Annotated in this window: 23 protein-coding genes; 13 read left to right on the top strand and 10 right to left on the bottom strand. The window is 47.2% G+C overall.

Annotated features, from left to right (window positions below; genetic code table 11):
* Positions 1 to 22: 22 nt before the first annotated feature.
* The 3 genes from ACHZCY_RS10835 to sugE all read right to left on the bottom strand — a co-directional run bounded on the left by ACHZCY_RS10835 (position 23) and on the right by sugE (position 1915).
* Positions 23 to 955: a DMT family transporter gene (locus tag ACHZCY_RS10835; RefSeq protein WP_319548902.1), complete on the bottom strand. Its 933-nt coding sequence runs from the start codon at positions 953 to 955 to the stop codon at positions 23 to 25.
* Positions 956 to 1077: 122 nt separating this feature from the next.
* On the bottom strand, positions 1078 to 1593 hold the full coding sequence (locus ACHZCY_RS10830) for a YchJ family protein (RefSeq protein WP_319548901.1): 516 nt from the start codon (positions 1591 to 1593) through the stop codon (positions 1078 to 1080).
* Positions 1586 to 1915 carry a quaternary ammonium compound efflux SMR transporter SugE gene (gene sugE, locus ACHZCY_RS10825; protein ID WP_319548900.1) on the bottom strand — a complete coding sequence of 110 codons (330 nt, stop codon included), beginning with the start codon at positions 1913 to 1915 and terminating at the stop codon, positions 1586 to 1588. The genes ACHZCY_RS10830 and sugE overlap by 8 nt, the downstream gene beginning before the upstream one ends.
* 367 nt (positions 1916 to 2282) lie before the next feature.
* On the opposite strand from sugE, the gene ACHZCY_RS10820 reads away from it, so the two are divergent.
* The gene (locus ACHZCY_RS10820) at positions 2283 to 2900 is read left to right on the top strand and encodes a nitrite reductase (RefSeq protein WP_319548899.1); all 618 of its coding nucleotides are present in this window, start codon (positions 2283 to 2285) and stop codon (positions 2898 to 2900) included.
* A gap of 137 nt (positions 2901 to 3037) precedes the next feature.
* On the opposite strand, the gene ACHZCY_RS10815 is transcribed toward ACHZCY_RS10820, so the two are convergent.
* The 7 genes from ACHZCY_RS10815 to ACHZCY_RS10785 all read right to left on the bottom strand — a co-directional run bounded on the left by ACHZCY_RS10815 (position 3038) and on the right by ACHZCY_RS10785 (position 14812).
* Positions 3038 to 4549 (bottom strand): DEAD/DEAH box helicase, encoded by a 1512-nt coding sequence (locus ACHZCY_RS10815; RefSeq protein WP_319548898.1) that lies wholly within the window; start codon positions 4547 to 4549, stop codon positions 3038 to 3040.
* Positions 4550 to 5018: 469 nt separating this feature from the next.
* The gene (locus tag ACHZCY_RS10810; protein WP_319548897.1) at positions 5019 to 7412 is read right to left on the bottom strand and encodes a TolC family protein; all 2394 of its coding nucleotides are present in this window, start codon (positions 7410 to 7412) and stop codon (positions 5019 to 5021) included.
* Between the two features lie 15 nt (positions 7413 to 7427).
* Positions 7428 to 10586 (bottom strand): efflux RND transporter permease subunit, encoded by a 3159-nt coding sequence (locus ACHZCY_RS10805; protein WP_319548896.1) that lies wholly within the window; start codon positions 10584 to 10586, stop codon positions 7428 to 7430.
* Positions 10587 to 10589: 3 nt separating this feature from the next.
* Positions 10590 to 11705, bottom strand: a complete 1116-nt coding sequence (locus ACHZCY_RS10800) for an efflux RND transporter periplasmic adaptor subunit (protein ID WP_319548895.1) — start codon at positions 11703 to 11705, stop codon at positions 10590 to 10592.
* A 182-nt stretch (positions 11706 to 11887) separates the two neighbouring features.
* Entirely contained in the window at positions 11888 to 12583 is a 696-nt protein-coding gene (locus ACHZCY_RS10795; RefSeq protein WP_319548894.1) for a LutC/YkgG family protein, read from the bottom strand.
* Entirely contained in the window at positions 12580 to 13980 is a 1401-nt protein-coding gene (locus ACHZCY_RS10790) for a LutB/LldF family L-lactate oxidation iron-sulfur protein (protein WP_205223073.1), read from the bottom strand. The genes ACHZCY_RS10795 and ACHZCY_RS10790 overlap by 4 nt, the downstream gene beginning before the upstream one ends.
* A 109-nt stretch (positions 13981 to 14089) precedes the next feature.
* Positions 14090 to 14812, bottom strand: coding sequence for a (Fe-S)-binding protein (locus tag ACHZCY_RS10785; RefSeq protein ID WP_319548893.1), 723 nt, complete (start codon positions 14810 to 14812; stop codon positions 14090 to 14092).
* A gap of 326 nt (positions 14813 to 15138) precedes the next feature.
* Here ACHZCY_RS10785 and ACHZCY_RS10780 point away from each other — a divergent pair, with 326 nt between their 5' ends.
* The 12 genes from ACHZCY_RS10780 (at position 15139) to ACHZCY_RS10725 (ending at position 26510) form a co-directional block, all read left to right on the top strand.
* Positions 15139 to 16356: a response regulator gene (locus tag ACHZCY_RS10780; RefSeq protein WP_205223071.1), complete on the top strand. Its 1218-nt coding sequence runs from the start codon at positions 15139 to 15141 to the stop codon at positions 16354 to 16356.
* 35 nt (positions 16357 to 16391) lie between these two features.
* The gene (locus ACHZCY_RS10775) at positions 16392 to 16832 is read left to right on the top strand and encodes a response regulator (protein ID WP_319548892.1); all 441 of its coding nucleotides are present in this window, start codon (positions 16392 to 16394) and stop codon (positions 16830 to 16832) included.
* A 155-nt stretch (positions 16833 to 16987) separates the two neighbouring features.
* A complete protein-coding gene (locus tag ACHZCY_RS10770) occupies positions 16988 to 17518 on the top strand; it encodes a CBS domain-containing protein (protein ID WP_205223069.1) in 531 nt (176 codons plus the stop codon).
* A 21-nt stretch (positions 17519 to 17539) separates the two neighbouring features.
* Positions 17540 to 19033: an SLC13 family permease gene (locus tag ACHZCY_RS10765; RefSeq protein WP_319548891.1), complete on the top strand. Its 1494-nt coding sequence runs from the start codon at positions 17540 to 17542 to the stop codon at positions 19031 to 19033.
* Positions 19034 to 19254: 221 nt separating this feature from the next.
* Positions 19255 to 19392, top strand: a complete 138-nt coding sequence (locus ACHZCY_RS10760; protein ID WP_319548890.1) for a hypothetical protein — start codon at positions 19255 to 19257, stop codon at positions 19390 to 19392.
* A gap of 24 nt (positions 19393 to 19416) precedes the next feature.
* Positions 19417 to 20805 carry a sigma-54 interaction domain-containing protein gene (locus ACHZCY_RS10755; protein WP_319548889.1) on the top strand — a complete coding sequence of 463 codons (1389 nt, stop codon included), beginning with the start codon at positions 19417 to 19419 and terminating at the stop codon, positions 20803 to 20805.
* A gap of 10 nt (positions 20806 to 20815) precedes the next feature.
* A complete protein-coding gene (locus ACHZCY_RS10750; RefSeq protein ID WP_205223065.1) occupies positions 20816 to 21169 on the top strand; it encodes a NifB/NifX family molybdenum-iron cluster-binding protein in 354 nt (117 codons plus the stop codon).
* The gene (locus ACHZCY_RS10745; RefSeq protein WP_319548888.1) at positions 21166 to 23007 is read left to right on the top strand and encodes a sensor histidine kinase; all 1842 of its coding nucleotides are present in this window, start codon (positions 21166 to 21168) and stop codon (positions 23005 to 23007) included. The genes ACHZCY_RS10750 and ACHZCY_RS10745 overlap by 4 nt, the downstream gene beginning before the upstream one ends.
* 10 nt (positions 23008 to 23017) lie before the next feature.
* On the top strand, positions 23018 to 23407 hold the full coding sequence (locus ACHZCY_RS10740) for a response regulator (protein ID WP_205223063.1): 390 nt from the start codon (positions 23018 to 23020) through the stop codon (positions 23405 to 23407).
* Positions 23397 to 24080: a sensor histidine kinase gene (locus ACHZCY_RS10735; protein WP_319548887.1), complete on the top strand. Its 684-nt coding sequence runs from the start codon at positions 23397 to 23399 to the stop codon at positions 24078 to 24080. The genes ACHZCY_RS10740 and ACHZCY_RS10735 overlap by 11 nt, the downstream gene beginning before the upstream one ends.
* Before the next feature lie 424 nt (positions 24081 to 24504).
* A complete protein-coding gene (locus ACHZCY_RS10730) occupies positions 24505 to 25218 on the top strand; it encodes an SDR family oxidoreductase (RefSeq protein WP_205223061.1) in 714 nt (237 codons plus the stop codon).
* A 233-nt stretch (positions 25219 to 25451) separates the two neighbouring features.
* Entirely contained in the window at positions 25452 to 26510 is a 1059-nt protein-coding gene (locus tag ACHZCY_RS10725) for a BMP family ABC transporter substrate-binding protein (protein ID WP_319548886.1), read from the top strand.
* The last annotated feature ends 19 nt before the right edge of the window (positions 26511 to 26529 follow it).

The following is a 26529-nucleotide window of genomic DNA, read 5'->3' as shown; positions in this document are numbered from 1 at the left end:
GTTCACTCTTTTCTATACAATATTAAGGAGCCTTTTGCGAATAGCAGGGCTCCTTTTTTTTTGCCTGATGATTGGCAGTCAATATGCCGGAAACAATCATCAGGGCACTGATAAGGTGTATGATACCAATGCTTTCCTTTAAAAAGAGATAGGCCAAAAAGCCGCTGAACAGAGGCAGCGTATAGTAAATCAAGCCTGCTTTTGCAGGGCCAATGGTTATTATGGCCTTGTTCCAGAGGACAAAAGCGGTAAGTGAGGCAAATATCCCTATGTAAAGAATAGCTAAAATGGTGGTGATGCTGTAGGTGACCGGTGGTGTGGTCGCCGATTCCCAAACAAAGAAAGGAAAAAGAAAGAGCAAGCCCAGGGAAAAGGTACTTAACTGAAAAGACCAGATACTGAGTTCTTGGGGTTTGTGTTTGATCAAGATACTGTAAACGGCAAAAATTGACGATGCTGAGAGCATCCAAAAATCTCCCACTGTAAAGGTGATATTGGTCAAGACCGATAAGTCCCCCTTGGTGATGAGTAACACGACTCCACAGGTAACCAGAACAATCCCCAGTATTTTTTTGGTAGTTATCAGTTCTCCATATAAAATCCGCGACAGGATGACGATAAAAATGGGAAAGGTGATGGCGATCAGAGACAGGTTGAGGGCCGTGGTTGTGTGCCCGGCAATGTAGATAAGCGTATTAAAAACGGTTACGCCCAACAGTGCAGTAAGGGAAAGGTAACGGATATTTTTCAGCAGCATGTGCCTTTCTGCCACAAGCGCCTTTAAGGCAAAGGGGAGAAAGACGATTACAGCCACAACCCACCTCCAGAAAGCGATACTCACTGGAGGAACAATTTCACTGAGGCCACGGGCAACAATGAAATTTCCCGACCAAATTGCTGTGGCTCCTAGGGCAAAGAGAGAGCCGAGGAGTGCCTGCCGGCGTGTGTTGCTCATTGGATCGTAAGTTCCTTGTTTGTAAGAGGTGGATGAGAGGGATAATACCCTACTGTTGGAAAAGTTAGGGGGACTTCATCTCTTGCTGTCTACTGCCAATACATCTATGCAAAGTAAACAGTTCAACGTCCACAGCATTTTTTGTATTTTTTCCCGCTGCCGCATGGGCAGGGAGCATTTCGACCGACTTTCCCGTTTGCAGTCTTTTGGCGAGTGTTGTTTTCTGTTACTTCTCCGGAAACATACAGCCACTGCCCGTTTTCTTTGACAAAACAACTCACTTCATGCAGTTGGCTGATTCTGCCACTGTCCATCGCTGTTGCTGTAAATTCAACTGTTCCTTGATGGTCGTTTTCCCCACCTTTACTGGTCGCTAGTATTTTTAAACCGCACCAGTGGGCAATGGTATTCGGGTCTATGGATAGGGGTCTGGTAGAGGGGTGCCATGTCTGCAGGATATAGGGTATCTCTTGGGCCACATACCCGCTATAGCGGGAGCGCATTAAGGCTTCGGCCGTAGGAGCATGCCTTTGGCCCGAGTGTAAAGGGTGACAGCATTTGCCATAGGTGAGGCCGGAGCCACAGGGGCACAATTGCGCCATGTCCATGATGGGTTTTGTATCAGTATTTTCAACCATGGCTTCCGGGGGTGGCAACTTTAAGGCCGATAATCCCGGCCAGTATAAGTGTGAGGCTGATTATCCTGAAAGCGTTTGCCGGTTCCTTGAACAGTATTATGCCTAGAATAACAGTGCCCACCGCACCAACACCAACCCAGACACTGTATGCTGTACCCAGAGGGAGCGACTTCATTGAAATCCCAAGCAGCCAGAGACTGATCGCCATAGCGATGACGGTCCATACCGATGGCCACAGTCGGGTGAAACCTTCTGAGTACTTTAACCCCACAGCCCAGCCGGTTTCAAAAAGGCCTGCGAGAAAGAGAATAAACCAGTTCATCAGTTTTCCTGTGGTTGTAAACAAGGGATGTCTTACGCCTCTTACTGCAAAAAAGAGTGAGTGTCTTTCTTTATTTTTGTGCCAAAATAAAACCATTTGACTCTTTTGATATGGACGACATGGACCAGTTTGCTCTATAGTGTTGCCAAGAACAAGATGGATTATGCAACAAGAGAGGGGAGCAACACATCATCACCCCGTAAACTGCGATTTCCGTCGTGGTGTCTGTGTGACTCCGAGCCTACTAGGTTAACTTGCATGGTACGACGAATTACATAGAGTATTTGGAATGCCATGCACAAGGCCACGACGCCATAGACTGAAGCTTTTATGACGCCATTCATTAATAACAACAAAATAAAGAACAATGAGTGAAGAAAAAAAAGTAAATATCATCGTACTCGTACCGGCCGGCAGGCTACCGCTGGATATCATGGCAGCTGCCCATCGTCTGGCAGAGCAATATGGGTTAGGCGTATACCTTACCACTGTGCAGAACCTACGCCTGACAGGTGTTCCACAAGAAATTGCTCCTGCAATTAAGAAAGAGCTGGCTTCCTTGGGTGCCACCTTTAAAGGGCCGGGAAAATTTCTTTTACCCAAGGTTTGTGCCGGTGCAGAACAGTGCAATCTTGCCGTTATTGATACTGTGGCTATGAATCAAAAAATCCTTGATAAATTCGGTGACCTACCCAATGTAAAAGCAAAAGTCAAGATGGCTATTTCCGGTTGTCCTATTAGCTGCTCCAATCCGAAAATAACTGATATTGGTCTTATGGCGACCAAAAAAGGGTATGAGGTTTTTGTTGGGGGCAAGGGCGGGCCATCTCCAAAAATCGGTAAACGGATTGCCAAGGGAGCTGATGAGGAAAGGGTGCTGGAAATCATCGGCGAACTGGTTGCTTTTCACAACCGCAAAACAGAGAAGAAACAACGGATGTTTACACTGCTGGAGGACTCTGAGTTCCCCTTTGCGGAAGTGTAACAGGCTTTTTTATAGATTGTAATTGTTTAGCAGTACCCACACGGAGTCTACAGTTACACTATTTCTGTATATTACAGCTTACACATCTGCCACGTTGTACGGATAGGCAGGGTGGCAGATGTGGTGTGGGGCGCTGGTTAAGCTGAACTGCCAGGCTTTTTATGATGTGTTTGCTTATGCCGACTGTGAGGCGGTTTTTTTCGACGATTTTTATTCGGTCTTTTCCGCGGCGGCGGAACTTCCGCCAGCAGTGATTCGTCTGGAACCACGCATTCCAACGTTCTGCCGGTGTATTCCTCAATCTCTGGTAGATAAAAGGAGCCTTCCTCGCAAGCAAAACTGATCGAGGTTCCATGAGCACCTGCTCTGCCTGTTCTGCCGATACGGTGCACATAATTTTCCGGTTCATAAGGGAGCGTGAAATTGACCACGTGACTGATCCCATCGATATGAATACCCCTTCCTGCAACATCTGTTGCAATGAGTACCTTTACCTTGCCTTCACGAAATTTTTCCAGCCGTTGGGTTCTTTTCTGTTGAGGTACGTCGCCTGAAAGCAGAGTACAGTTGATACCATTGGCCTGCAACTTGGCGCTGAGAGTTTTTGCTTCATGTTTCTGGTTGGTAAAAACCATGATGCGTTGGTTGGCTTTCTTTTTCAGAAGATTGTAGAGAACCGTGTATTTTTCTTCGGTGGTAACCAGGTAAACTATTTGCTCAACTGTTTTAATGGATAATTGTTCGGTTTCGACATCAACCATTTCCGGGTTTCGGCACCATTGGAATGCCAGGCGTTTCACTTCCTCGGTGATGGTTGCCGAAAAGAGCATGGTCTGGCGTTGTTCTTTTTTCTTTACCCTGCCTATTATGCGACGCACATCAGGAATAAAACCCATGTCCAACATTCTGTCCGCCTCATCGATGACCATAATTTCGCACTGGTCGAGCTTGAGGAGCCTTTTGTCGATGAAATCCAACAGCCTTCCCGGGGTGGCAACAATTATATCACTCTTTCCCTGGCTGACTTCATTGATTTGCTTCTGATAATCTACACCTCCATAAACCGCTGTAATGGTCAGTGGCGTATAGGTGGCCAGCTTGTTGCCATCTTTGGCAATTTGGATGACCAACTCCCTGGTAGGGGCAATAACAAGTGCCCGAGGCTTGTACGTGCCGGACGGCGAATAGGACCGTTTTTGCTGAAGGAGCCGTGTGAGGATGGTAATAAGAAAAACCGCACTTTTCCCAGTTCCGGTATGGGCTTTCCCGACCATGTCCTGTCCTTTCAGGACAGTGGGAAATGCCTTTTCCTGGATAGGGGTGCAGTACTGGAATTCAAGGTCTGCAATGGCGTGCATGATCTCAAGTGGCAGCTCATAGTCGTGAAATCTGGTTTTATCCGGAAGGGGGGTAACCTCGAATTCTTCAATCCGCCAAGCGACAGTTGCTTTTTTCTTTTTGGGAGGTTGCCTGAATTTTGTTTGCTGCGGTTTTTGCTCCTTGCGGTTTTGGTGTTTTTCCTGGAGGGCTTCCTGGGCGGGAATTGTTTCTTGGGCAGGTGACTTGGGAGCTGTTTTACTTTTCCCTGTTGCTGAACGCGCCAGCTTTTTAATGGACTGGCCTGCGAGGGAGAAAAATTTTTTTATCATTAGTTAGATTGGGTGCTGTGAATGATGATGGCTAGATATGCGTTAGGTAATCATAAGCGTGTAGCCGGTGTGGGTAAATAAAGCAATTAGAATTTTTTTCATCGCTACCCCTGATTTCTCATCTGTTCAGGCGGTTGCTGGTTCAAAATACTGAACTAGAGGCGCCGCGTGGACTGACCTGCCTGAGTATTTTTTTAATTTTGTAGTCACTATTCAGCAACAACCCACGGAGTCTGCGCTTACCTCTTCGCACGATCAGGCAGGAAAATAGAGCATTACTATAGTTATCGAGACTGCTTGTACACGCATCTGGGGCATTGCTAAACAGTTACAGGTGGAGGTTAAAGCGAAACTATTTGTTATTGGCTGAATAATTACATTTTGTACCGTATTAATTTAGATGCATGGCTCTGAAATCACATTTTTTTCCAAAAATGGCAAAATGCTCATTAGAAATTTGGGCTAATGTTCATTTTTGCCACTGGAGAAAAGCTTTTGCGCGTTCAAGCCACTCTTGCTGCTCCTCCTGGGGCAGGAAAATAATGAATTGACCGATGGATCGCTGGACTCCCATAAAATCAATTAGGAAGTTGTATACTGCATTGGCTGCGTCAAGGTCTGAATTGAGAGCCTGGTTTTGTGCATCCAGGAGATCAATAATGGATTTGATACCCTGTACGTAGGAATCAGTAACGAGCTGCAGGTTACGGCGTGCAGCTTCGGCAGCTTCCCTGGAAAGATTGATAGATGGATAGGAAGCCCTGGTATTGTTTGAGGCCGCAAGAATCCGTTGGTTGATTCTTTCTGCTGTGGCCATCCGTTCAGTTTTGAGCTGGTTGAGCTGTTCTCTGGTTTTACCGAGAGTTGCGCTTTTTCTTCCCCCTTCAAAGAGCGGGAGCCGTGCAAAAACACCTACTGACCAGTCTGTATCATCAAGACCGGTTACTGCTTCATCACGCTGTCCCTCGCCGGAATCAGAGAGGACTTGATCAACATTACCCTCAACAGTGAAATCAGGAAGCCAGTATTCTCGTTTGGAGCGGACGATGATACGTTCCTGGGCAGCGATCTCTGCATCAATTACCTGCAGCTCAGGAGAAAATTTAAGCCCCTCCTCCATTGCAAAAGCATTAAAGTCTTTTAAATACCTGGGATTGTGCATGAGTTGGTAAAAAAGTTGGTCACCGGTAATGAGCAAAGGATCACTCAAGTCAGTTTCTTCAGCTATGAATTCCTCCTGCAATGGTCGATGCAGGATACGGTTTAACTGCTGCATGGCATCAAGTGTAGTTGATTCGGCACGGAGTACAACTTGGCGGTCATTAGCAAATTTGGTCTGCCATCGATACAGTTCATCCGGTCCTGCAACCCCTGTGCTCAAGCGTATCTGAGCCCGTTCCAGGTTAGCCTGGGTCAATTGCATATTTTCTTTTTGCAGCTGCTCAATGGTTTTTTGACGAAGCACGTTGAGATAGGCGTTTGCCGCATCCAGTGTTATATCAAGCCGGACTGTGTCACGATTGAATTCTCTTCCGCTTTGCCTGTATTTTTCAACCGTATAGGTTGACCAGCTTTTTTCTGAATAAATCTGTTGTGAAGCATTGGCGCTTGCTATCCAGGCCTTTTCCGGAGTGGTTCCGCCGCTGATAAATGCACGGTCATCATCTATGACCCTGCCAGAAGCACCGATTCCAACCTGGGGCAGCAAAGGAGATCTGGCTTCGCCTACGGCATAGGTGCCTGCCGTTACCTGACGTTCGGCAACCGCAAGATCGAGGTTGGCTGAAAGGGCCTCCTGAACGGCCTCAGGAAGAGAAAGGCGGCGTTGGATATCCTGCCGCTGTTCATGTAGGAGTTTGGAACCCGTCAGTTGGCCGAGGCTGGGATAGATATTAATAGCTCTGGCAGTTTCCATATTAAAGGCCATTTTTTGGGTCTTAGTGAAAACTACTGGCAAAGTGGCTGGGTCTTCTCCCAAGAGAATCTCCTGGACGGTCACCGCAACTCTACGAGCAAGGTGCTCTTGGATGTTTTCCGGCATGGAGGTCGCAAAAAGTCCCTGCTCAACATACCTATAATCCCACATGGAAAAACTGGGAAGTTGCCGCTGGATAAGTCCCTGGCTGAGAGCAGAAAATTCTTTTTTGTCTAGTTGCCAGAGTGGCCCCACCATGACCGCCTCGACCCCGGGTGGTATAGCCTGCACTGCCATTCCAGCTGATGCTGCTACCGGGATGAGGTCTATGGTTATGGTATGTTCGTTGGTTAGCTGCCTCACCTTTTTGGTAATACCATCAATACCATTGATATCGCGTGCATCAACGAGCATTGCAAGGTGTTTGAAAGGGACTATCCCGCGAAATGTTGTTAAGAGCTTGTTGATTGATGTTCCGATAAATACGTAAGTCAGGTTGTGAACTCCACTGCCTAAATCCTCTTTTGGAGCATTCTGTATACTAGGATCAAGCACGAATGGAGCAATTACCGGTATGGCGGGAGATTTGCGTTTGAGTGCTTCGCTGGAAGCAACTGTCCCTAAGGCAATGATGAGGCTGGTTTCCTGATTGGCAAGGAGTCTATCGAGCTGTTTGTTAACGCTTGCTTTGGTGCCACCAGCCTCCAGTGTCATTTCCGGCGGGAAAGAAATGGTGTATTCGTCCCCTGCTACCTGTTCTATTTCCCTGCGATATGTATCAATTAAGTCCGGAAAAGAGCGAATAGGTCCATCTGTGAGAATGCCTATCTTAAAATGAGGGATTTCTGTATCCAGTTGAAATGGAAGTTCTTGACTCTGTTCGGCACCTAAAGGTGAAGACGATAAAAAGAGTATGGATAGGCAAAGTACGAGTAGACGAAGTCTCATTCGGCTGCTCCTCTATTAGTGTTGTTTTGAAGGAATTTTAAAAAACGTTGCATACAGAACCGGGACAAATACCAAAGTGAGTACCGTCGCAAATCCCAAGCCAAAGACGATGGTTACGGCCATGGCCACAAAGAAGGCATCCTGAAAAAGCGGAATCATGCCCATCATGGTTGTCAACGCGGCCATCATCACTGGCTGCATTCTGGACACTCCCGACTCAATGATAGCCTCCATTTTGTCCATACCTGTCTTTATGTTCAGGTCAATCTGGTCAATAAGGACAATGGCATTTTTAATGAGCATGCCGGAAAGGCTCATTAAGCCCAGAAGTGCCATAAAGCCGAAGGGCTGATTAAAGATCAAAAGGCCAGCTGTAACTCCAATAAGGGATAGTGGAACCGTTAGCCAGATGATTAGAGGTTGTTTAAATGCATTGAAGAGGAAAATAACAGCCAGGATCATCATCCCAAAATAGATGGGGATGCTGGCTGCAAGCTGAGCTGTCGCATCAGACGAATCCTCTGCCTCACCACCCCACGCAATAAAGTAACCGGGTTTTCCTTTAATAGGGATTATATCATCGTAGAGGATAGGAATGGTTGCAGCTGTAATGGGTGAACCTTCTTTAAAGGTTGGGCCGGCGGCAGTAGCAAAATCAACCCCAAGTGCTTCTTCTATTTTCGGTTTGATGCTGCTGAGCAGTTCCGAGGGGAGGCCCTGGCGCGGGTCGGCGTGGACTTTGATGAACGGTCGACGGTGCCAGCGCGAAACCCTGGCATTCTCCCAGGTGGTGTCTATACCATTGATAACCTGGAGGATGGGGACATCTTTTTGTGCGGAAGGACTGTGGATCTGTAGTTCTTCCAGGTCATCCATCCTGCTTCGTTCATTGTGGGGAGCTCGTGCTATGATGGGAATAAGGTCGATACCCTCTCGATAGATGCCGGTGGTCGTACCTGAATAATTTGATTCGATGGCAGTAGCGATCATGGGGCGGTCTATACCTAAAGACCTGGCGCGGTCTTCGGCAATCACAGGCTGCGGCACTTTTACCTTTTCACCCCATTCAGTCCTCACAGCCTTGGAGTTGGGATCCTGATTAATGACTTCCATGGCCGTTGCTGCCATTTTACGGAGCTCATCCGGGTCTGGCCCATTGATACGCAGTTGAATTTTTCCCCCTTCGCCTGGCCCCAAAAGGAACTTTTTCGTGTTGATGACCACATCTGGGAGCATGCTTTCGAAATCATCTTGTATCCGCGGAAGGAGCGGATCAATAATCTTGTGATCCTTAACGGAAACCAGCAGGCATGCATAATGGGAGGAGGCGTCAACCGGCGCACTGTACACCAGCAAAAAGCGCGGATGGCCTGCGCCAATAGCAGATGCTACCTCTGTGACCCCCTCTTGGTCCATTAAATACTCCTCCATCTGGGCGACGCCTTTTTCCGTCTCCCGAATGTGGGTACCTTCCCGAAATTGAACCTCGACCATAAATTGGGGAGTGGTTGAATTGGGAAAAAATTGATTACTCAGAAAACCAAAGCCATAAATGGACAGACCAAAGAGGCCGCAAACAATGAGAATGGTGATCATACGGAGGCGAATCGCCAGAGTCAGAAGGCCTCGGTATATTTGGTAGAATTTGCCACCATAGGGATCTTTTTTATCCCCATTTTTCTTTTGTTTTGATTTTTTGCCAAGGACAAAGGTTTTGGTTATGAGCGGGGTGACGGTTACGGCTGTCAGCCAGGAAAGCAGTAGCGAGATGAGGATGACATAAAAGAGGGAGCGGCAGTACTCTCCGGTGGAGTTGTCCATGCCACCGATGGAGGCAAATGCAAGTACAGCGACCACCGTCGCCCCCAGCAGTGGGATAGAATTTTGTCCCACCACATCTTTGGCGGCTTCAAGTCCATCCATGCCCTGCTCCATGCGGACTTTCATCCCGTCCACCACCACAATCGCATTATCAACCAGCATGCCAAGGGCAATAATTAGTGCCCCTAGAGAGATCCGTTCTAATGTGATCTGGTAGTAGCCCATAACCATAAAGGTCGCCGCAATGGTAAGGACAAGGATAAAGCCGATGATCAGTCCGGATCGTAACCCCATGAAAATAAGCAGTACCACCACCACGATTGCCACGGCTTCAATAAGGTTAATGACAAACGAGTTCACTGCTTGAGTCACTGCCTTGGACTGCATGGCAATCTCAATGAGTTCCATGCCAAGTGGAATCTCTCCTTGGAGCTCATCAATTCTTTGCAGAACCCCATCACCCATGGTTACGGCATTCCCACCACTGACCGTTGAGATCGCAATGCCAATGGCAGGAGCAGCATTAATCCTGAGAAGATTCTGCGGTGGGTCCACATAGTCACGAACTACGTTTGCTACATCACGTAGATAAATAAGTTTGCCGCCCTTGGAGGCTATAAACAAATCAGCGAAATCTTTTTCTGATTGGAAGTCGCCCGTGGGGTTGATGGCCATATACTCAGGACCGATTTTAATACTGCCGGCGTTCACTGGTAGATTTTTTGCCTGAAGCGCATCAAAAATTTCCTGTTTGGTAATGCCAAGGGCCGCCATTTTATTACGCGACATCTCGACAAAGATGGCCTCGGACTGCTCACCGAAAAAGGAGACTTTTTTCACATCTTGAACGACAAGCAATTCCCGCTTCAACAGTTCTGCAATATCCTTCAATTCGGCGTAGGTGTAACCCGGACCTGTCAGGGCGAAATAGACGCCAAAGACATCACCAAAATCATCATTGACGATAGGCGGTCCGGATCCGGGAGGCAATTCTGGAATAACATCCAACACCTTTCTCCGCATTTCATCCCACACCGCCGGCAGGGCGTCTTTGTCATACTTGTCCTGGATTTTTACCTTGACCACGGACATCCCTCGCGATGAATAGGACTCGACTCGCTTGAGTTGTCCCATCTCCTGCATGGCCTTTTCTATTTTTTCCGTGACTTCCTGTTCAACTTCTCCCGGCGAAGCACCGGGGTAAGGTGTTGCGATAACGGCATCCTTGATGGCGAACTCCGGGTCTTCCAGGCGAGGAAGATCCAGGTAGGCAAAGAACCCAAGCACAAGCAGGACCACTGTCATGGTCCAGGTGATGACCGATTTTTTGATGGAAAATTCTGCGATATTCATAGGCTATTTCCCTTCTCGCTGACCTTCCCAAGGCCTGACTTTCATCCCTTCCCGAAGTTGGGTAACCCCTGCTGTAATGAGCTGTTCCCCACCTTGTAAGCCTTCTGTAATGTATATCTTATCTGTTCCTTCCAGTTGTTTAATGCTGACCAGCGTCTTCTTGGGAGTCATTGTTTCCTGGTCCAGTAACCACACATAGTTCTTGCCGTCAGGGTCATTGAGGACAGCTATGGCAGGAATAAGAATAGAGATAACTTCACCCGTGGTGTCACTCCCTTCAGCAGTTACTTTTGCGGTCATGCCCGGCAGGATATTTGCCTCTTCAGGTTGATCCATGATAAGCACCACCTGATAGGTTTGGGTAGCAGGATCGGCCTCTGTAGAGTATTCCTTGACGATCAGGGGGAAATTTTTCCCTGGAATGGATTCAAATGAGGCTATGGTTTGCACTCCCTCACTACTCTGGAACCGAGCCATCATCAGTTCGGGAACATCAATGAGGATTTCAAGTTGTTCTATGAGCTGCAAAAAAGCAATGGGCTCCTTTGCTTGTACTTTCTCAAAGTTTTCCACATAGCGTTTGGCGATAACGCCATCAAAAGGAGCAATCAACCTTGTGTCTTTGAGCGCATTTTGGGCATCCTCGAGTCTGGCGCGTGCAACATCCCGTGCTGCACGATATCTGTCAAAATCAGCCTTTGAGACCTGCTTTTTTGCATAGAGTTCTTTATAGCGGCGGTACTGCTGTTCCGCTTCAAGCTCACGAGCTTTTGCCTCGTTGACTGCCGTCTGAAAATCACGTGGCAGTAACTGGGCTACGAGTGCTCCTTTTTTAATGACCTGGCCTTCTTCTATGGGGAGCTTGCTCAGGTCGCCGGAAACTTTGAATGAAAGCTCGGAACGACGGGCAGCACGAACGCGGCCCGGGAGTGACATGGCGAGATTTTTTTGACCAGCCTGGACGGTAATAAATTTGACCGGTTTCACTATTTCTACCACTTTTTTTTCTTCTTTGTCGCGACACCCCCCGAAAACAAGGAGTATGCTCATAAGGAAACAGAAAAAAGGAATGGAAAGGAAGGGGTAACTGGAACTTCTTTTAAGGCCTTTTGTGGTCATGGTGCCTATGCCTCCGGAAATAAGATCGCGGACTATGGAGCGCTGTACATGCGCTGATATGTATTTGAATGAGTGTACAGTTAAATCGCAACAACTTGCCCTGTCAAGTACCGCGCATTGTTGTTGGAAAAAAATACGCAATAATTACCAGTTGATGTCACGCAACTGGTGGTCGGTAGTGTCTATGAAGTGACGATAATGTAAGCGATTTTTATCGGGCCATGGACTCCCTGCACCCGCACCAGTTCGATGTCGGCAGTCGAGCTTGCCCCGGATATGTAGTTCACCGATGCGGGAAGCCCATCTTGACTCTGTTCTGCAAGCCACGCCATACCCTGAGTGAGCCTTGGTAAGATGGTAGTTTCTTTGATGATGAAAATGGTGGTCGTCGGTAAAAGGGTGACCGCCCGCCCGCATCCCTTGTGGCTGTGGACCATTACTGTGCCTGTTTCAGCCAGTGCGAACTGTGCCACAGTAATACCGATGCCTGCCGACTCGGCAGTGTCTATGTTGTTCTCTCGACCCCGGGCACAGTCCCACATGTGGACATGGGTGTATTTATCGCTCAATGCCGCAGCAGTTTGCTGCTCGCGCAGAAGAGGCTCATCGCCAATCAGTATAGGGCCTTCTCCCAGTTCCGATGCCACTGTCAGAATGGTATCATTTAGGCTTGCCAAGGCGCATTCATGAACAATGGTGCCGGCTGTTCTGCTCTGTTCAATAAAGAGGTCCTTGAGTTCTTGAGCTGTGGTGTTCTGGTAATACTCTTCCTGAACGGCTTGCGGCAGATCGATCGAAGTTGGGTTATCTGCAATGGCCTCTCTGCCCAGCGCCCTTGAAACAGTGAGGAGGAAGTTTTTTTTATTGGTGTGCATCATTTTTGCCCCTTCTTTGTAATTTTATACCAGTCTCTGAACCTCTGGGTAGCCACATGGGGTCGTTCTCGATTTTTACACCACTGTTTGAGTGGGCCGATCTTTGGAGAGATGTTTGCCACTGAAGCAAAACGGGTGGTCATATCATATAATTTTGCGTTGCCGATGATACCCCCGTAGAGTCCCATTGCGATCCCCTCAAGCCGGCCTTCAAGTTGTTTTTCCTCTGCAATTATTCGTCGATGCTCATAAATGTACTCGTACAGGGGTACTTGGACCGGGCAAACCTCATTACAGGCGCCGCACAGGGTACAGATTTTGGTTAAATCTTTGAAGGGGGTGTATCCAGCGAGGACCGGCACCAGTGCTGCACCGAGTGGGCCTGGGTAGAGAGCACCATATCCGTGCCCGCAAACATGGCGGTAGGCTGGGCATTCCAGCATGCAGGTGCCGCACCTGATACATTTTAGAACCTCTTTAAAAGGAGAGCCAAGCACCTTTGAGCGGCCATTGTCGACGATGATGATGTGCAGCTCTTCCGGGCCGTCCATGTCATCGGGTTTCTTGGGGCCTGTAAAGAGCGTCATGTAAGATGTCAGCTTGGCACCAACCGCGCTGCGGGCTAACAGGCTAAGCATCGTGTCAAGCTCTTTGAAAGACGGCACCAAACGTTCCATACCCATCACAACAATTTGGGTCTTGGGGACGGTGGTCACGAAGCGCCCGTTGCCTTCGTTGGTCACCAGGGTACAGGTACCGGTTTCGGCAACGCCAAAATTACAGCCGGTAATGGCAACGTCGGCTTCAAGGAAATCTTTACGAATGAGATGGCGGACAAATCTGGTCATATTTTCCGGCAAGTTGTCCCCGTCATACCCTCTTTTCTCCTGGAGAACCTGCTGAATTCGATCACGATTTTTATGCAAAGCCGGTACTACAATATGAGAAGGTTTATCGTGGTTGTCTATCTGGAGCAGGTACTCGCCCAGGTCTGTCTCAATCACCTCAATTCCCTGATCTTCGAGTACCTCGTTGAGCCCGATTTCTTCGGTAACCATGGATTTTGATTTAACCACCTTAGAAGCATTCTTGGCTTGGCAAATGGCAAGAGCACGTTCTGTTGCTTCTTGATCGGTAGATGCAAAATAGACATGGGCTCCGGCTTGCTCGGCATTGCTGCTGAAAAGATCGAGGTAGTAGTCGAGGTTTTCAAGGACATGGTGACGAATGGCAGAAGCCTGACTTTTCCATTGCTCGTAATTGCCAAGTTCTTTGAAAACGTCTTCCCGCTTTTGGTTGAGGAGGTCCTGGGCATTGGCAATGGCCTTGCGCATGAATGGTTTTTCAAGCTCAGTATTGATTCTGTCATGCAGGGGAAGGTCACTTGTTTGGATACTCATTGGGTTCCCTCAATAAAATGAAAGTGAACGGTGAGAAATCTGTCCCGGATTATGCATGAACATTGTGTGCAACTGGACAAATGAGCACAATGTTTATGAAAAGTTCGGGCTATGAGTGTGCCAGCACATTGGCAATATGTAAGACTTGCATCGGATGGTTGAGCCTTTCCAGGCGGGCCTTGATATTCATCAGGCAACCTGCATCACACCCGATAACACAGTCGGCACCGGTGGCGATAAAGTTATCAACTTTTTCTGCAACCATGGCTCCGCTTAAATCAGCCATTTTGACTGAGAAAGTGCCACCAAAACCACAGCATTTATCCTGGCCTTTACAAGGCACGAGCTCCAGCCCGGTAACGTTTGCCAGAAGGGTTAATGGTGGCTCCTTGACTCCGAGTAATCTGGTCATGTGGCAAGAAGGGTGATAGACGGCTTTTGCCCTGAGAGTAGATTCTACTCTGTCTTTTTGCAGCACATTGACGATAAAATCCGTCAATTCAAAGGTCTTTGCCGCAAGCTCTCCCGCTTTGTCGGCTATTTGGTGGTCATCGGCAAATAATGTCGAATATTCATTGATTTGAAGCACGCAAGAGCCACTGGGGGCCACTATATAATCGGCCTTGTCTTCGAGCAGTGTGTCGAGGAGAAGGTGCATGCTTTTTTTTGCTTTCTGCTGATAGCCGCTGTTGGCAAGCGGTTGGCCGCAGCAGGTTTGCTGTGGGTTGAAAACGATTGTGCAGCCGAGTCTTTCAAGCAGCTTGACAGAGTCTATACCGATATCGGGGAAAATATTATCGACGAGACAGGTCGAGAAGAACGATACGTGCATATTCGGATCTCCTTGTAACCAGATTAAAGTAGTGGTGATAAGATACCATGAAAGTAAATTTTTCTAAAGGAATCGGTGGCAGTTCTTTGTGTTTCAATTAAAACCGTAATGAAACGTATTTTTTATTTAGTTCCATTATGTTTCATAAACGAAACAGTAGGGGGAGTGTGTGTTGTTAGCGATTTCCATCTTAACTATATAAAATTAAAGTAAAAAAAATAAATATTTTAATACTGGCTCGACTTGTGCTTGATAAGGTTTAAATTGTTCAATGAATTTGATAGTTGAAAGCATTATTGCTTAAATTAAAAGAAGAGAGGTTCAAAATGTCTGCAATAGCAATGTCTTATAGCGTGTTTACCCAGGAAAAGGAAATTCGGGAGCAACTTGCAGCGGTTTCAGGATATGAGGTTGTTCAAGATGCAGATATCATAAGTGAAGTCTGCAGTCGGTATAAGTTTGGGAGGGAGAAGGTCGAACGAGCTGTGTATGGCCCGCCATCAGCATTCAATAGGTTTACTCATGAGAGGGAAACCATGAGAGCGTATCTGAAATTGGTAATGGCTGAACATATGGGGAAGCAAGGGGTACTTTTTTCGGGTTTTGTGACCCATCTTGTCCCGCCGGCCGCAACGCATATACTCAAAGTCGGTCTTTTTGATGAAAAAACCAATCGTATCCACCGGGCTGTGAAAGAGGGCGTGAGCGAAAAAAATGCAAGCAAGCTGATTAAAAAAAATGACAACAGTATTAGCGATTGGGTGAATTTTCTCCATGGCAAGCCGGCCAGTGATCACAGTTTGTACGATATCTTTATCCCGGTGGGTTCTAAGACGCCTGCAGAGGCCGTGCAGCTTATAATGGAAAATTATCGTAAGCCTGCAGTGATGGAAACAGATGAATCACTGCAAGCTGTAGCTGATATGGCAACTGGAGCAAGGGTGGAACTTGCACTACTTAGCAAAGGGTATACCACTGAAGTTCAGTGCAGTAATGCAAAGGTTGTGCTGCGGGTCAACAAAAGCGTCCACAGTTTTTCCAAGTTGACGGAAACACTGTCATCGATTGCAGGCCAGGTAGAGGGTGTGAGGCAGGTTGAGGTAGTTGCTGGTAAGGATTATCACGTTTCTATCTACCGCGACCAGGAATTTACATTGCCACCCAAAGTGCTGCTGGTGGATGATGAACAGGAGTTCGTGCAGACCTTGTCTGATCGTCTTAATACAAGAAGTTATGGTTCTTATCCGCTTTTTGACGGTGAGCAGGCCATGGAGTTTTTAACACACGAGACACCTGATGTGATGGTGCTGGATTTGAAAATGCCGGGTATGCAAGGAGTGGAAGTGTTGAAAAAAACCAAGGAAGCCAAACCTGAAATAGAGGTCATTATTCTTACTGGGCATGGATCAGAGGAAGATAAAAAGATCTGTTTGGAACTTGGTGCTTACGCGTATTTACAGAAACCTGTCGATATCGTGCAATTGACGGCTATTATTGACGAGGCGTACAAAGAGGTGGCTGCAGCCAAGATGGCTCAGGCCTGATAGTTTTCGATAATTTTAGATTGAGAGGGGCGGGAATGGATAGCCAATTTGCAACCAAAGTCATGCTGGTAGATGATGAGGAAGAGTTTATCGACCTCATGTCCCAGCGACTGGAAACTAGAGGACTCAAAGTTGTTGCCGTTACCTGCGGGGAGGAAGCCGTTGCTGCGGTGGAGGACAGAAATATCGATGTGGCGGTGGTCGATTTGGCCATGCCCGGCATAGACGGCATCGAAACGCTGCAACGGGTGAAAGCAAAACGTCCGGACATTGAAGTTATCATGCTCACCGGCCACGCCACGCTTCACAGTGGTATTGAGGCGATGAAGCATGGGGCGCGAGACTACCTGGAGAAACCGGTTGACCTTAATGTGTTGATGGAGGCGATTCGGGCGGCAAAAAATGAGCGAATGACCAGCTTGGAAAAGAAATCTGCAGAAGAAGTCAAGCATATTTTAAAGAGCAAAAGCTGGTAAATATCTGCTGTATTCAGCAGCGATAGGTATCCCCTAAATCATTGTAATTTAATGAGAAGACTGTTGGGCAAGGTCTGAGGTGTAATGGTGCGTCTTGGATGTGAGGGGAAATGTGCCGGCAGCTGCAAACCTTTAGAGGACAAGAGGAGAGTGTCATGGAACAGCAACAGATAAAGGTGAGGGATTTGTTCATCCCACTGGAGAAGTATCCCTACCTCAACGAAAACCAGATGCTGGAGGAGGCCATCCAAACTTTTATGGATCTTCGCCAGGAAAATGGTGGGCGCATAAAATATGGAATGCTTTTTGTGGTGAATAACAGCAATGAGCTGGTCGGTAAGTTGTCATTAATGGATGTTTTGCATGGATTTGCACCACGGCTTTTTGACGCGACCAAGGTGGCAAAATTTGATGGTAAGGAAGGTCAATATCCCGGTCTCGCCCTGCTCCACGAAGAGGCAGTGTATGCAGAGTGCGGTAAAAGCAGGAAAACCCCGATAAAAAACCATATACGGGCCATTGATTTCACGATTGGTGCAGACATCCCCATGCTCGAGGCCCTGATAATGATGTCCGGTCGCAACGAATTTGATACCCCGGTGACGGATAACGGTACCATTATCGGGGTCCTGCGTTTGGAAGAGATCTTTGCGGCAATGTGCAATTCTGTCTGCATGCTGCCTTAAATAAAGAATGAGGATAAGAAGATGACTGCTGCAGAGTCTACAAACATAAGTCTTCCTGAAGTGCATAAAAAATTTGATTGGAAGCGTCTCCTGTTTATGTTGCTTGGCATAGGGTTGTTTGCCTTTGTTTATTACTGTCCGCCATGGCCGGATGCCATTGACCCCATGGGCACGCATTTTGAACTGAGCAAGGAGGCAAAAGGAGCTTTGGCCGTCTTTTTACTGGCTGCAACCTGGTGGGTTTTTGAAGTTGTCCCCATCGGGATCACCAGTTTAACCATAGGTGCCCTTCAGGCCTTGTTTATGATCCGTGATCCCAAGGTGGCGTTCAAGGATTTCATGGACCCTTCGGTCCTTTTTATTTTTGGCTCAATTGTTATCGGCATGGTGTTCACCAAGACCGGCTTGACCAAGCGCATTGCCTACAAGATGCTTTCCATTGTCGGTGAAAAGACGAGCATGATTATGTTGGGTTGTTTTGTGATGACCGCTGCCTTGACCCATTTGATGGCGCATACCGCAGTGGCGGCAACCATGTTTCCCATGCTCATGGCCATTCATGCGCTTTATTCCGAGGAAGAATCGACCAAGTTCGGCAAAGGGCTGTTTATTGGTATGGCCTATGTAGCGGGTGCCGGGAGTATCATTACTTTACTTGGTGCGGCCCGGGGTGCGGTGGCTTTGGGATTTTACAAAGATATTATGGATGTGGATATCAGCTTTTTTCAGCTCACAACCTACATGTTTCCCATCGGCTGGTTGATGACCTTTCTCCTGTGGGGATTTGCGATGATCGCCTTTAGGCCGGAAAGAAAAACCATCCCTGGGTTGAAGGATAAATCCAAAAGGATGTACAAGGAACTGGGCGGTTGGAGCAGGCAGGAGGTCTTAACGGCGGTGATCGTCTGTGTGACCATTCTGGTGATTGCCCTGAAAAACTTTATCCCTGCTTTGGGCGGTCTGCATAAGACCGGCATTCTGCTCTGTTCAACTATTGCTTTTTTTCTGTGCAACATCCTCGATCTGGATGATCTGGAAGAAATTCCATGGAACATAATTCTGCTGTTTGCCGGTGCCATGTCCATTGGTTTCTGTCTGTGGGAAACCGGGGCCGCAAAATGGCTGGCCGTCAACTGGCTGGTCTTGTTTCAGAATTCACCACCCCTGGTATTTATCCTGGGTATGGCTTTCTTTGTGATGATTATGACCAACTTTATCATGAACGTGGCTGCAATCGCCATCTCTCTGCCAGTGGCCCTGGTTATTGCACCGTATCTCGGTGTGGCCGGTGAAGTAATCCTTTTCTCTTCCCTTATTGTGGCAGGTATGCCGTTTCTACTGTTAGTCGGCGCCGCCCCCAATGCCATTGCCTACAGTTCCAAGCAGTTTACCACCGGCGAGTTTTTCCTTTACGGTATCCCTGCAAGTATTCTGCTGATGGCGGTTACCTGGCTGGCGGTTACGGTTATCTGGCCGTTGATGGGGATGGAGATTTATGTGTCAAAGGTGATGTGAAAAGAATAGCTTTGATAGATAACAATAAACGATCAGAGACGGGAAGGCGTTGTCTATGCCTTTCCGGCTCTGCTCAGGGAATTTTACGTGAATAGATATACAAAAAGGATATTGGAATGGTTGCCGGCAATAGCTTTAGGGTATGCGGCAAGCATCGGGATGCATCTGCTTGTGAATAAACGTTTTTTTGATAATATTCCCCTGTAGGTAGGATCGAGATAATGGATATCTTTCCCCCCACCATCCATTATCCCCTTCCTGCTGCCTGCTGCAACGGTTGGTGTACGTTGCAGCGGGTGGTTTTTAAAGAGGAAACAGTTGCTGTCTATGGTATGCAGGTGTCTATGATTCCAGAATAACGTTGTCTTTAGTGGGTGCCGGTCATGAAATCAACATTTACCCTGCAAAGTCTTCCTGAACTGATGGAGTTGCTCAACGCCATTCCCCATGGGGTTGTCCTTCTGGATACGGATTTGTGCATTGTGGCCATGAATCGTTTTTTGGAAGCCATGACTGGATTTACAGCCCATGAGGCTGTAGGGGTGTATGGAGATTTTATTCTTCGTTCCAATCTCAGTGGTAATGATCAGCTTTGCAAAAAGGTGCTGGAAGATGGGCAATCTGTTGTCAGAGACGGTAACATTATTAACAAGTCACGCCTCATTATTCCTATTCATTTTACCATTTCCAGGATTGTAAAAGAGGGAAGGCCTACAGGGGTATTGATCGTTTTGGAAGACATGTCAGCCCTGCAGGCTGCAAAAGTCGACTATCTCGGAAGTAAAGCCCGTTCAGAAATCATAGGACATAGTCACCAGATGGAGGCGATCTTTGAGTTGATGGCAGTGTTGGCTCGCACCGATGCCTCTGTGCTCATTACCGGCGAGACCGGAACGGGCAAGGATCAGATCGCCGAACAACTGCATAAATCATCGAGTAGAGCCCGGCAGCCTTTTGTGAAAGTTAACTGCGGTGCCTTACCTGAAGCCTTGCTGGAATCCGAACTGTTTGGGCATGTAAAGGGAGCTTTTACCGGAGCCCTTAATGATCATGTCGGGATGTTTCGCTTAGCTGACAAGGGAACTATTTTTCTGACGGAGATCGGTGATTTATCGCTGCAGTTGCAGGTGAAACTCCTCTCTGTTCTCGATGACCAGGAATTTTATCCTGTGGGCAGTAGTAAGAAAGTAAGCGTTAATGTGCGTGTGATCGCAGCGACTCACCGTACGCTCAAGGAAGAGGTCCTCCGGGGGCGTTTTCGTGAAGACTTGTATTACCGCTTGAATGTCCTTCATCTCCATATGCCGCCGTTAAGGGAGCGGGATGGTGACGTACGGCTTTTGCTGGATTATTTTCTGCGACATTTCAGCGAGGCCCTTGGTAAGAACTTTCAGGGTTTTTCCAGAAAGGCAATTAAACTCTTAACCCACTATTCTTATCCTGGAAATGTGCGTGAACTGCGCAATATTGTCGAGTACGCCGTAAATATTTGTCAGCAGGCACAGATTGATGTGGAGGATCTACCGCAGTTTGTAGTGAAACCTCCGCCGCAAGTCCCTCGGCAGCCCGCTATCCATGCCCAGTCATTAACTTCCTCCATATTTCCGGATTCTTCAGCTGCAAGATCCATCAGCTCCTGGGCAGAGGTAGAAAAACAGAAAATTATGGATACGCTTAAACAGACAGGGGGGAAGCGTTCTGAGGCGGCTGAGCTGCTAGGCTGGGGAAGGACAACTTTGTGGCGGAAGTTGAAAAAATACGGATTGAACTGAAAGGAAGGCCATGAAGATATTAATTACTGTCAGAGGTGATTTTATTGCACCTCGATTTGACCTGACGGCAGAGGTGATTGTAGCGACCTGCTATGATCATCAGCTGCTGGAAGAACCCCGTTCCATCATTTTGTCGGAATTTTCCGCAGAGAAGATGTGCGATCTCGTGCTGAAGGAGAATATCAATGTTGTTGTCTGCGGGGCGATAGAGGAAAAACATTATCAGTTCCTCACTTGGAAAAAAATTGCAGTGATTGATTCCGTTATCGGGCCTTTTAAAGATGCGATGGAGCTGGCGGTCATTAATACTTTGGCCTCAGGGAGTATATTGCCGGGAGCAAACTTGTCCGGGGTGACGTCATGAAATGGAACAACAGGTGGTTATCACGACTCTTGCCGTTTTTTGGTGACAATATGGCAAACAATGTGGTGCTGGAAAAAGACTATGCTAATTTTGCAAGGAGCCTTTTTATTCTGCTTCTTGTCCTGGTGTTGACTCCGCTTACTATTATTTCCGGGCTTTCCCACTACCAGTATAAGCAGCTTCTGCAAAAAGAGGAATTGACTCAGCTAATGCTCAATATCGAACAGGCGGAAAGTACTATTGAGCGGTTTGTTTCCAAACTGCAGTCCGTTGTTCGATTTGTCGGAAGTGCTGACCGGTACGAGGAGCTGCTTAACCCTGATAAGCTTAAAGCTCTATTTACCCGCTTACAGGAGGAATATCCAGATTTCGCAGACATTGAAATCATCGATTCCCAAGGCAAGCAAAAGTCTTATATCGGTCCATACAAACTTGTTGGCTATGACCATACCGAGCAACAATGGTACCAGGAAGTGCTGAACCGGGGAGTGTATATCTCTCATGTTTTCTCCGGATATCGCCAAGTGCCGCATTTTGTGATCGCGGTGAGCCGCAAGCATCTTGATCGAGAAGGATCATGGGTGTTGAGGGTAACCATTGATGGGAAAATCCTGCAGCGATATGTGGATACCATTAGTACCACCTCAGTTGCTGATATCTACATGGTTGATGCTGACAATGTGGCCCAGACGCAGCCGAGAAAGTTTGGTAAACTCGGCCAAAAAATCAGGCTTCATGTGCCGGAGAAGGTTAACTATGATTCGTCAACTATTTTACCCATAGCACTCTCCTTTTTTGATTTTAAGCATTTGGAGAAGGTCAACTATGATCTATCAAATGACTTTTCCGAGCATGAAGGAATTGCACAGAAGGATGCTAAGATATCGGTCCTTAAAACCGAGCAGGGGACGGATGTTCTGTATGTTGATGTTGCCTTGAAAAATACTCCCTGGCACCTGGTTATGGTCAAAGAGCTCTATATCCATGGCAATGTCTGGTTTTTTTTCCAGCTTCGTTTATTTTTTATTTTGTTTTCCTGCATCATTATAGCCGTTCTTGTGATTTTAAAAATCAGTACCGGTATTACCGCCTATATTCGTGAGGGTGATCGAAAAAGGGAGCATTTTCTTGCCGAGGCTGAGAGTGCCAGTAAGCTTGCCTCCATCGGCCAGCTGGCAGCAGGTGTGGCCCATGAGATTAACAACCCGCTTTCCATTATCAATCAGAAAGCCGGGTTGGTGGAAGATTATTTTGAAATGACAGGGCCCTTTCAATATAAGAAAGAGATGCAGGGCGCACTGGATGGAATCCAGGAGAGTGTGCTTCGCTGTAAGACCATTACCCATCGCCTTCTGGGGTTTGCGCGTCATACGGATGTACAGACTGAAGAGATAGAGATTAATGTGCTGTTGAAGGAAGTGGTTGCCTTTTTAGCCAAGGAAGCAACCTATAACCAGATAAGTATTGATTTTGATTTGGATGATACGGTTCAGAATATATTCAGTGATCGAAGTCAACTGCAGCAGGTTTTTTTAAATATTGTCAATAATGCAGTGGATGCCATCGGCAAAAATGGTCGGATCCTGCTCAGTAGCAGCAAAATTGATCAGGACACCATAAAAATAAAAATTACAGATACCGGGGAAGGGATGTCTGCAGATGTACAGCGTCGTATTTTCGATCCTTTTTTTACTACTAAGGAAACAGGTAAAGGGACAGGCTTAGGGTTGTCCATATCCTACGGTATACTGAAAAAACTTGGAGGAACAATCAAAGTGCAGTCGGAAATTGGTAAGGGAACAACATTTGTAATTACGCTGCCGGTTACGCACGATTGATGGAGGAAGTATGATAGACTCAAAAGTACTCATAATCGATGATGAAGTAGAATTCGCATCAACCTTGTGTCAGCGTTTACGCTTACGCGGCATTGAAACGGCAGAAGCGCACAGCGGGGCTGATGGGGGGGCGAAAATAGAGGAGTTCAAACCTGATATCATTATCCTTGATTTGAAAATGCCCGATATGAATGGATTGGACATGCTGGCTGAGGTTAAGGGACGAGATCCCCAAGTAGAAGTGATTATGCTGACCGGTCACGGTTCAACAGCCTCTGGCATCGAGGCCATGGAAAAAGGGGCCTTTGATTATATTATGAAACCGGTCGACCTTGGAGAATTGCTCAACAAACTTGAGCAAGCCGATCAGAAAAGGAGCGAAACGCAACATGATAATTGACGCGGTCACAGAAAATGCCCTTCGCCATGAGCAGGTCCAGACATTAGGGCGCCTGATGGCTGGTTTTTCTCACGACATGAAAAATCATCTTGGTATTATTCGGGAATCCAATGGGTTGCTCAGCGATTTTGTAGAGTTTTCCGAAATGCATGGAGATGAAAGAACTATGGAGAGGATGCAAAAGGCCATCGCATCTGTTGAGCGCCGGATAGTTGTCGTTGCAGATGTGCTCCACCATCTCAGTGGGCTTGCTCATAGAGCAGATGTTGAATATACAACACTGAGCATAAATGAACTTTTGTTGGAAGAGTATGCATTTCTTGTCCGCTTTGCGCGGTTGAAACAAATCAGCTTCGAGGTGCATCCTGGTGAGGATATACGTGCGGTACACAACAACCCTTCTTTACTTCAGCACATTTTTTATCGCCTGTTTGAGCTTTGCCTGGACCAGCTCAGCAAAGACTGCAGTCTGATAATCAAGACTACCATGGAAGAAAATTCGGTACAGGTAACGTATCAACTTTCCCATGCCATTGTTGTTGAGGAAACAGACGTATTACAAGCGGCTCTCACCAAGGTGGGAGGGGTCCTTTTGGCTGAGCCCACTGCAGATGCCTGCACCGGCTTGCACTTGAGAGTTCCTTCACTTTCCAGTGATTTTTTTGAGCAATGAACCCGTGTTATGGGGAGAAAAATCACCTTTTCCTGAAGGATTGACCCGAAGGGGGAACTTTTTGATTGAAAACGAAAAACAGACTATCAATTGTGCAATTACTCTTTAAGCAATAATATCAGTTAATTGAGTTGTAAATCAAAAAGGTTATGAGAAATTGGGGTTAAGATGTCATGAAGAGAAGACAGGACGGTTGTTGTCCTGTTCGTATGGACATAATGCTTTAGGGTATTTTGAATTATTAGCAATTCAGTTCAAGGTCAAGGCATGCGATAAATTTTACCACAGGCATATAGTTCATATCGGAGTCTACATTATCTCCGAGGATTAAATTTTGAGTATAACTAGGTAAGCGCAAGACTCCGGGAGATCGGGCTAAAAGGCAATTATTCAAGATAATCTTTATTCTAAGGAGGGAACGTAGATGGATTTAACAGGAAAGGTTCTATTGATCACCGGAGCAAGTAGCGGTATTGGCGCTGCAACCGCAAAAATGCTGGATCAGGACGGAGTCTTGTTTGTCCTTACCGGTCGCAATGAACAAAAATTAGGAGAACTTGCTGCTCAACTTCAGCATGCTGTGTTTGTTGCCGGTGATATTACTGATCCATCCCTACCGGAGCGCTTGCTGCAGGCGGCATTGAGTAATTTTAAGCGGCTTGACTATGTTTTTAATAATGCAGGGGTAATGCATATCGGCAATGTGGAGGAGGCAGATGTAGAGGCTTTATGCCATATGGTACGGGTTAACTTTGAAGCCCTTGTTCGGGTAAGCTATACCATGCTGCGCCACATGAAGAGCCAGGGAAGCGGATTCCTGATCAACACCTCAAGTCTTGCCGGATTAAAGACATTTCCAGGAATCGGCGCCTATAACGGGACCAAGTTTGCGGTGGAGGCATTCACCGACGCGTTGCGAATGGAGCTGGCAGGCTCTGGAGTGAGAGTGGGGGCCATTGAACCGGGAAGAACTGATACCGGTCTGTTTGATCACTGGCCGGAAGAAAAAAGATTTGATCCCGCCGAAGGTATGCTCCAGCCGGAGGACATTGCGCGCTGCGTACGTTTTATGTTGCTCCAGCCGGAGGAGGTACTTGTGCCCCGTTTATTGGTGGTTCCATCTAAGCAGCCGCGTTAACGGGCCGTTGTGATCAGGAGAGTCATCTGTTGTCGAGAAAAGCTGCAGGCCTGTGTTTTTCCAGCTGTTCCAGGGAATATGGTTGAAGGTGGGGCGTTGCCGATGCACACCTTTTCGTTTGACACTCCATTGTCTATTACGTATAAGAAGAAACATTTGAAATTTATTCTCATCCCCACAACGTATTATCCTTGGTGAAATCAGGGGTAAGTCATGTATTCCGGAGGTTAAGTATGCGTATTGTCAAAGTAATGTCTGTTGTCTTGTGCAGCTTAGGGATTGCCTTTGCAGCGATGGCCAAAGACATGAATGTAGGCTTTGTTTATGTTTCCCCCATCGGTGATGCCGGTTATTCCTTTGCCCATGATAAGGGCCGTCTGGCGGTGGAAGAGATGGACGGCGTCAAAACCGCTTATGTTGAGTCCGTGAAAGAAGGACCTGACTCTGAGCGAGTCATCCTTAATATGGCTCGTAAGGGATACGATATAATTTTTGCAACCAGTTTCGGTTATATGGATCCGATGCTCAAGGTGGCAAAGCAGTTTCCAAATACCGTTTTCATGCATTGCTCTGGTTTTAAAAAGGCTGAGAACATGAGCAACTATTTTGGCCGCATGTACCAGGCCAGGTACCTGAGCGGCATGGTTGCCGGTGCGATGACCAAAAGTAAAATCCTCGGTTATGTAGCTGCTTTTCCTATTCCTGAAGTTATTCGCGGCATCAACGCTTTTACACTTGGAGCGCAGGCCGTGAATCCCGAGGTATCCGTACGGGTAGTATGGACCAAAACCTGGTATGACCCCGCAACTGAAAAAGAGGCTGCAAAGTCTCTGCTGGATGCTGGAGCAGACGTTATTGCCCAGCACCAGGATTCTCCAGGGCCACAGGAAGCGGCGCAGGAGAAAGGTGTCTACTCAATCGGTTATAATTCTGATATGAGTACTTTTGCTCCTAAATCACATCTCACCGCTCCTGTATGGAACTGGGCACCTTATTACAAGCAGATTGTTAATCAGGTCAAAGAAGGTACCTGGAAAGCTGAATCGGCTTGGCCGGGAATGGATGCAGGCATAGTCAAACTTGCTCCATTTGGCCCCATGGTTCCTCAAGATGTTCAGGATACAGTAACCGCGAAACAGACGGAAATAGCCTCTGGTGCCTTCAAGGTATTCTCCGGGCCTGTCAAGGACCAGCAGGGCGCTGTAAAAATTGCTGACGGGACCGTAGCAAACGACGAAACATTGCTCGGTATGACCTGGTTTGTCGAGGGTGTTGTTGGAACCACTGAATAAGAACCGCATAGTTAAAATG

Origin of the sequence: Desulfogranum marinum, assembly GCF_963675105.2 — a bacterium.
Lineage (GTDB): Bacteria > Desulfobacterota > Desulfobulbia > Desulfobulbales > Desulfobulbaceae > Desulfogranum > Desulfogranum marinum.
This window is presented reverse-complemented; position numbering and strand designations above follow the sequence as displayed.

Bases quoted from the DNA above. Each gene is read 5' to 3' on its own strand.
- ACHZCY_RS10835 (WP_319548902.1), bottom strand. From the start codon at position 955: ATGAGCAACACACGCCGGCAGGCACTCCTCGGCTCTCTCTTTGCCCTA.
- ACHZCY_RS10830 (WP_319548901.1), bottom strand. From the start codon at position 1,593: ATGGTTGAAAATACTGATACAAAACCCATCATGGACATGGCGCAATTG.
- sugE (WP_319548900.1), bottom strand. From the start codon at position 1,915: ATGAACTGGTTTATTCTCTTTCTCGCAGGCCTTTTTGAAACCGGCTGG.
- ACHZCY_RS10820 (WP_319548899.1), top strand. From the start codon at position 2,283: ATGAGTGAAGAAAAAAAAGTAAATATCATCGTACTCGTACCGGCCGGC.
- ACHZCY_RS10815 (WP_319548898.1), bottom strand. From the start codon at position 4,549: ATGATAAAAAAATTTTTCTCCCTCGCAGGCCAGTCCATTAAAAAGCTG.
- ACHZCY_RS10810 (WP_319548897.1), bottom strand. From the start codon at position 7,412: ATGAGACTTCGTCTACTCGTACTTTGCCTATCCATACTCTTTTTATCG.
- ACHZCY_RS10805 (WP_319548896.1), bottom strand. From the start codon at position 10,586: ATGAATATCGCAGAATTTTCCATCAAAAAATCGGTCATCACCTGGACC.
- ACHZCY_RS10800 (WP_319548895.1), bottom strand. From the start codon at position 11,705: ATGACCACAAAAGGCCTTAAAAGAAGTTCCAGTTACCCCTTCCTTTCC.
- ACHZCY_RS10795 (WP_319548894.1), bottom strand. From the start codon at position 12,583: ATGATGCACACCAATAAAAAAAACTTCCTCCTCACTGTTTCAAGGGCG.
- ACHZCY_RS10790 (WP_205223073.1), bottom strand. From the start codon at position 13,980: ATGAGTATCCAAACAAGTGACCTTCCCCTGCATGACAGAATCAATACT.
- ACHZCY_RS10785 (WP_319548893.1), bottom strand. From the start codon at position 14,812: ATGCACGTATCGTTCTTCTCGACCTGTCTCGTCGATAATATTTTCCCC.
- ACHZCY_RS10780 (WP_205223071.1), top strand. From the start codon at position 15,139: ATGTCTGCAATAGCAATGTCTTATAGCGTGTTTACCCAGGAAAAGGAA.
- ACHZCY_RS10775 (WP_319548892.1), top strand. From the start codon at position 16,392: ATGGATAGCCAATTTGCAACCAAAGTCATGCTGGTAGATGATGAGGAA.
- ACHZCY_RS10770 (WP_205223069.1), top strand. From the start codon at position 16,988: ATGGAACAGCAACAGATAAAGGTGAGGGATTTGTTCATCCCACTGGAG.
- ACHZCY_RS10765 (WP_319548891.1), top strand. From the start codon at position 17,540: ATGACTGCTGCAGAGTCTACAAACATAAGTCTTCCTGAAGTGCATAAA.
- ACHZCY_RS10760 (WP_319548890.1), top strand. From the start codon at position 19,255: ATGGATATCTTTCCCCCCACCATCCATTATCCCCTTCCTGCTGCCTGC.
- ACHZCY_RS10755 (WP_319548889.1), top strand. From the start codon at position 19,417: ATGAAATCAACATTTACCCTGCAAAGTCTTCCTGAACTGATGGAGTTG.
- ACHZCY_RS10750 (WP_205223065.1), top strand. From the start codon at position 20,816: ATGAAGATATTAATTACTGTCAGAGGTGATTTTATTGCACCTCGATTT.
- ACHZCY_RS10745 (WP_319548888.1), top strand. From the start codon at position 21,166: ATGAAATGGAACAACAGGTGGTTATCACGACTCTTGCCGTTTTTTGGT.
- ACHZCY_RS10740 (WP_205223063.1), top strand. From the start codon at position 23,018: ATGATAGACTCAAAAGTACTCATAATCGATGATGAAGTAGAATTCGCA.
- ACHZCY_RS10735 (WP_319548887.1), top strand. From the start codon at position 23,397: ATGATAATTGACGCGGTCACAGAAAATGCCCTTCGCCATGAGCAGGTC.
- ACHZCY_RS10730 (WP_205223061.1), top strand. From the start codon at position 24,505: ATGGATTTAACAGGAAAGGTTCTATTGATCACCGGAGCAAGTAGCGGT.
- ACHZCY_RS10725 (WP_319548886.1), top strand. From the start codon at position 25,452: ATGCGTATTGTCAAAGTAATGTCTGTTGTCTTGTGCAGCTTAGGGATT.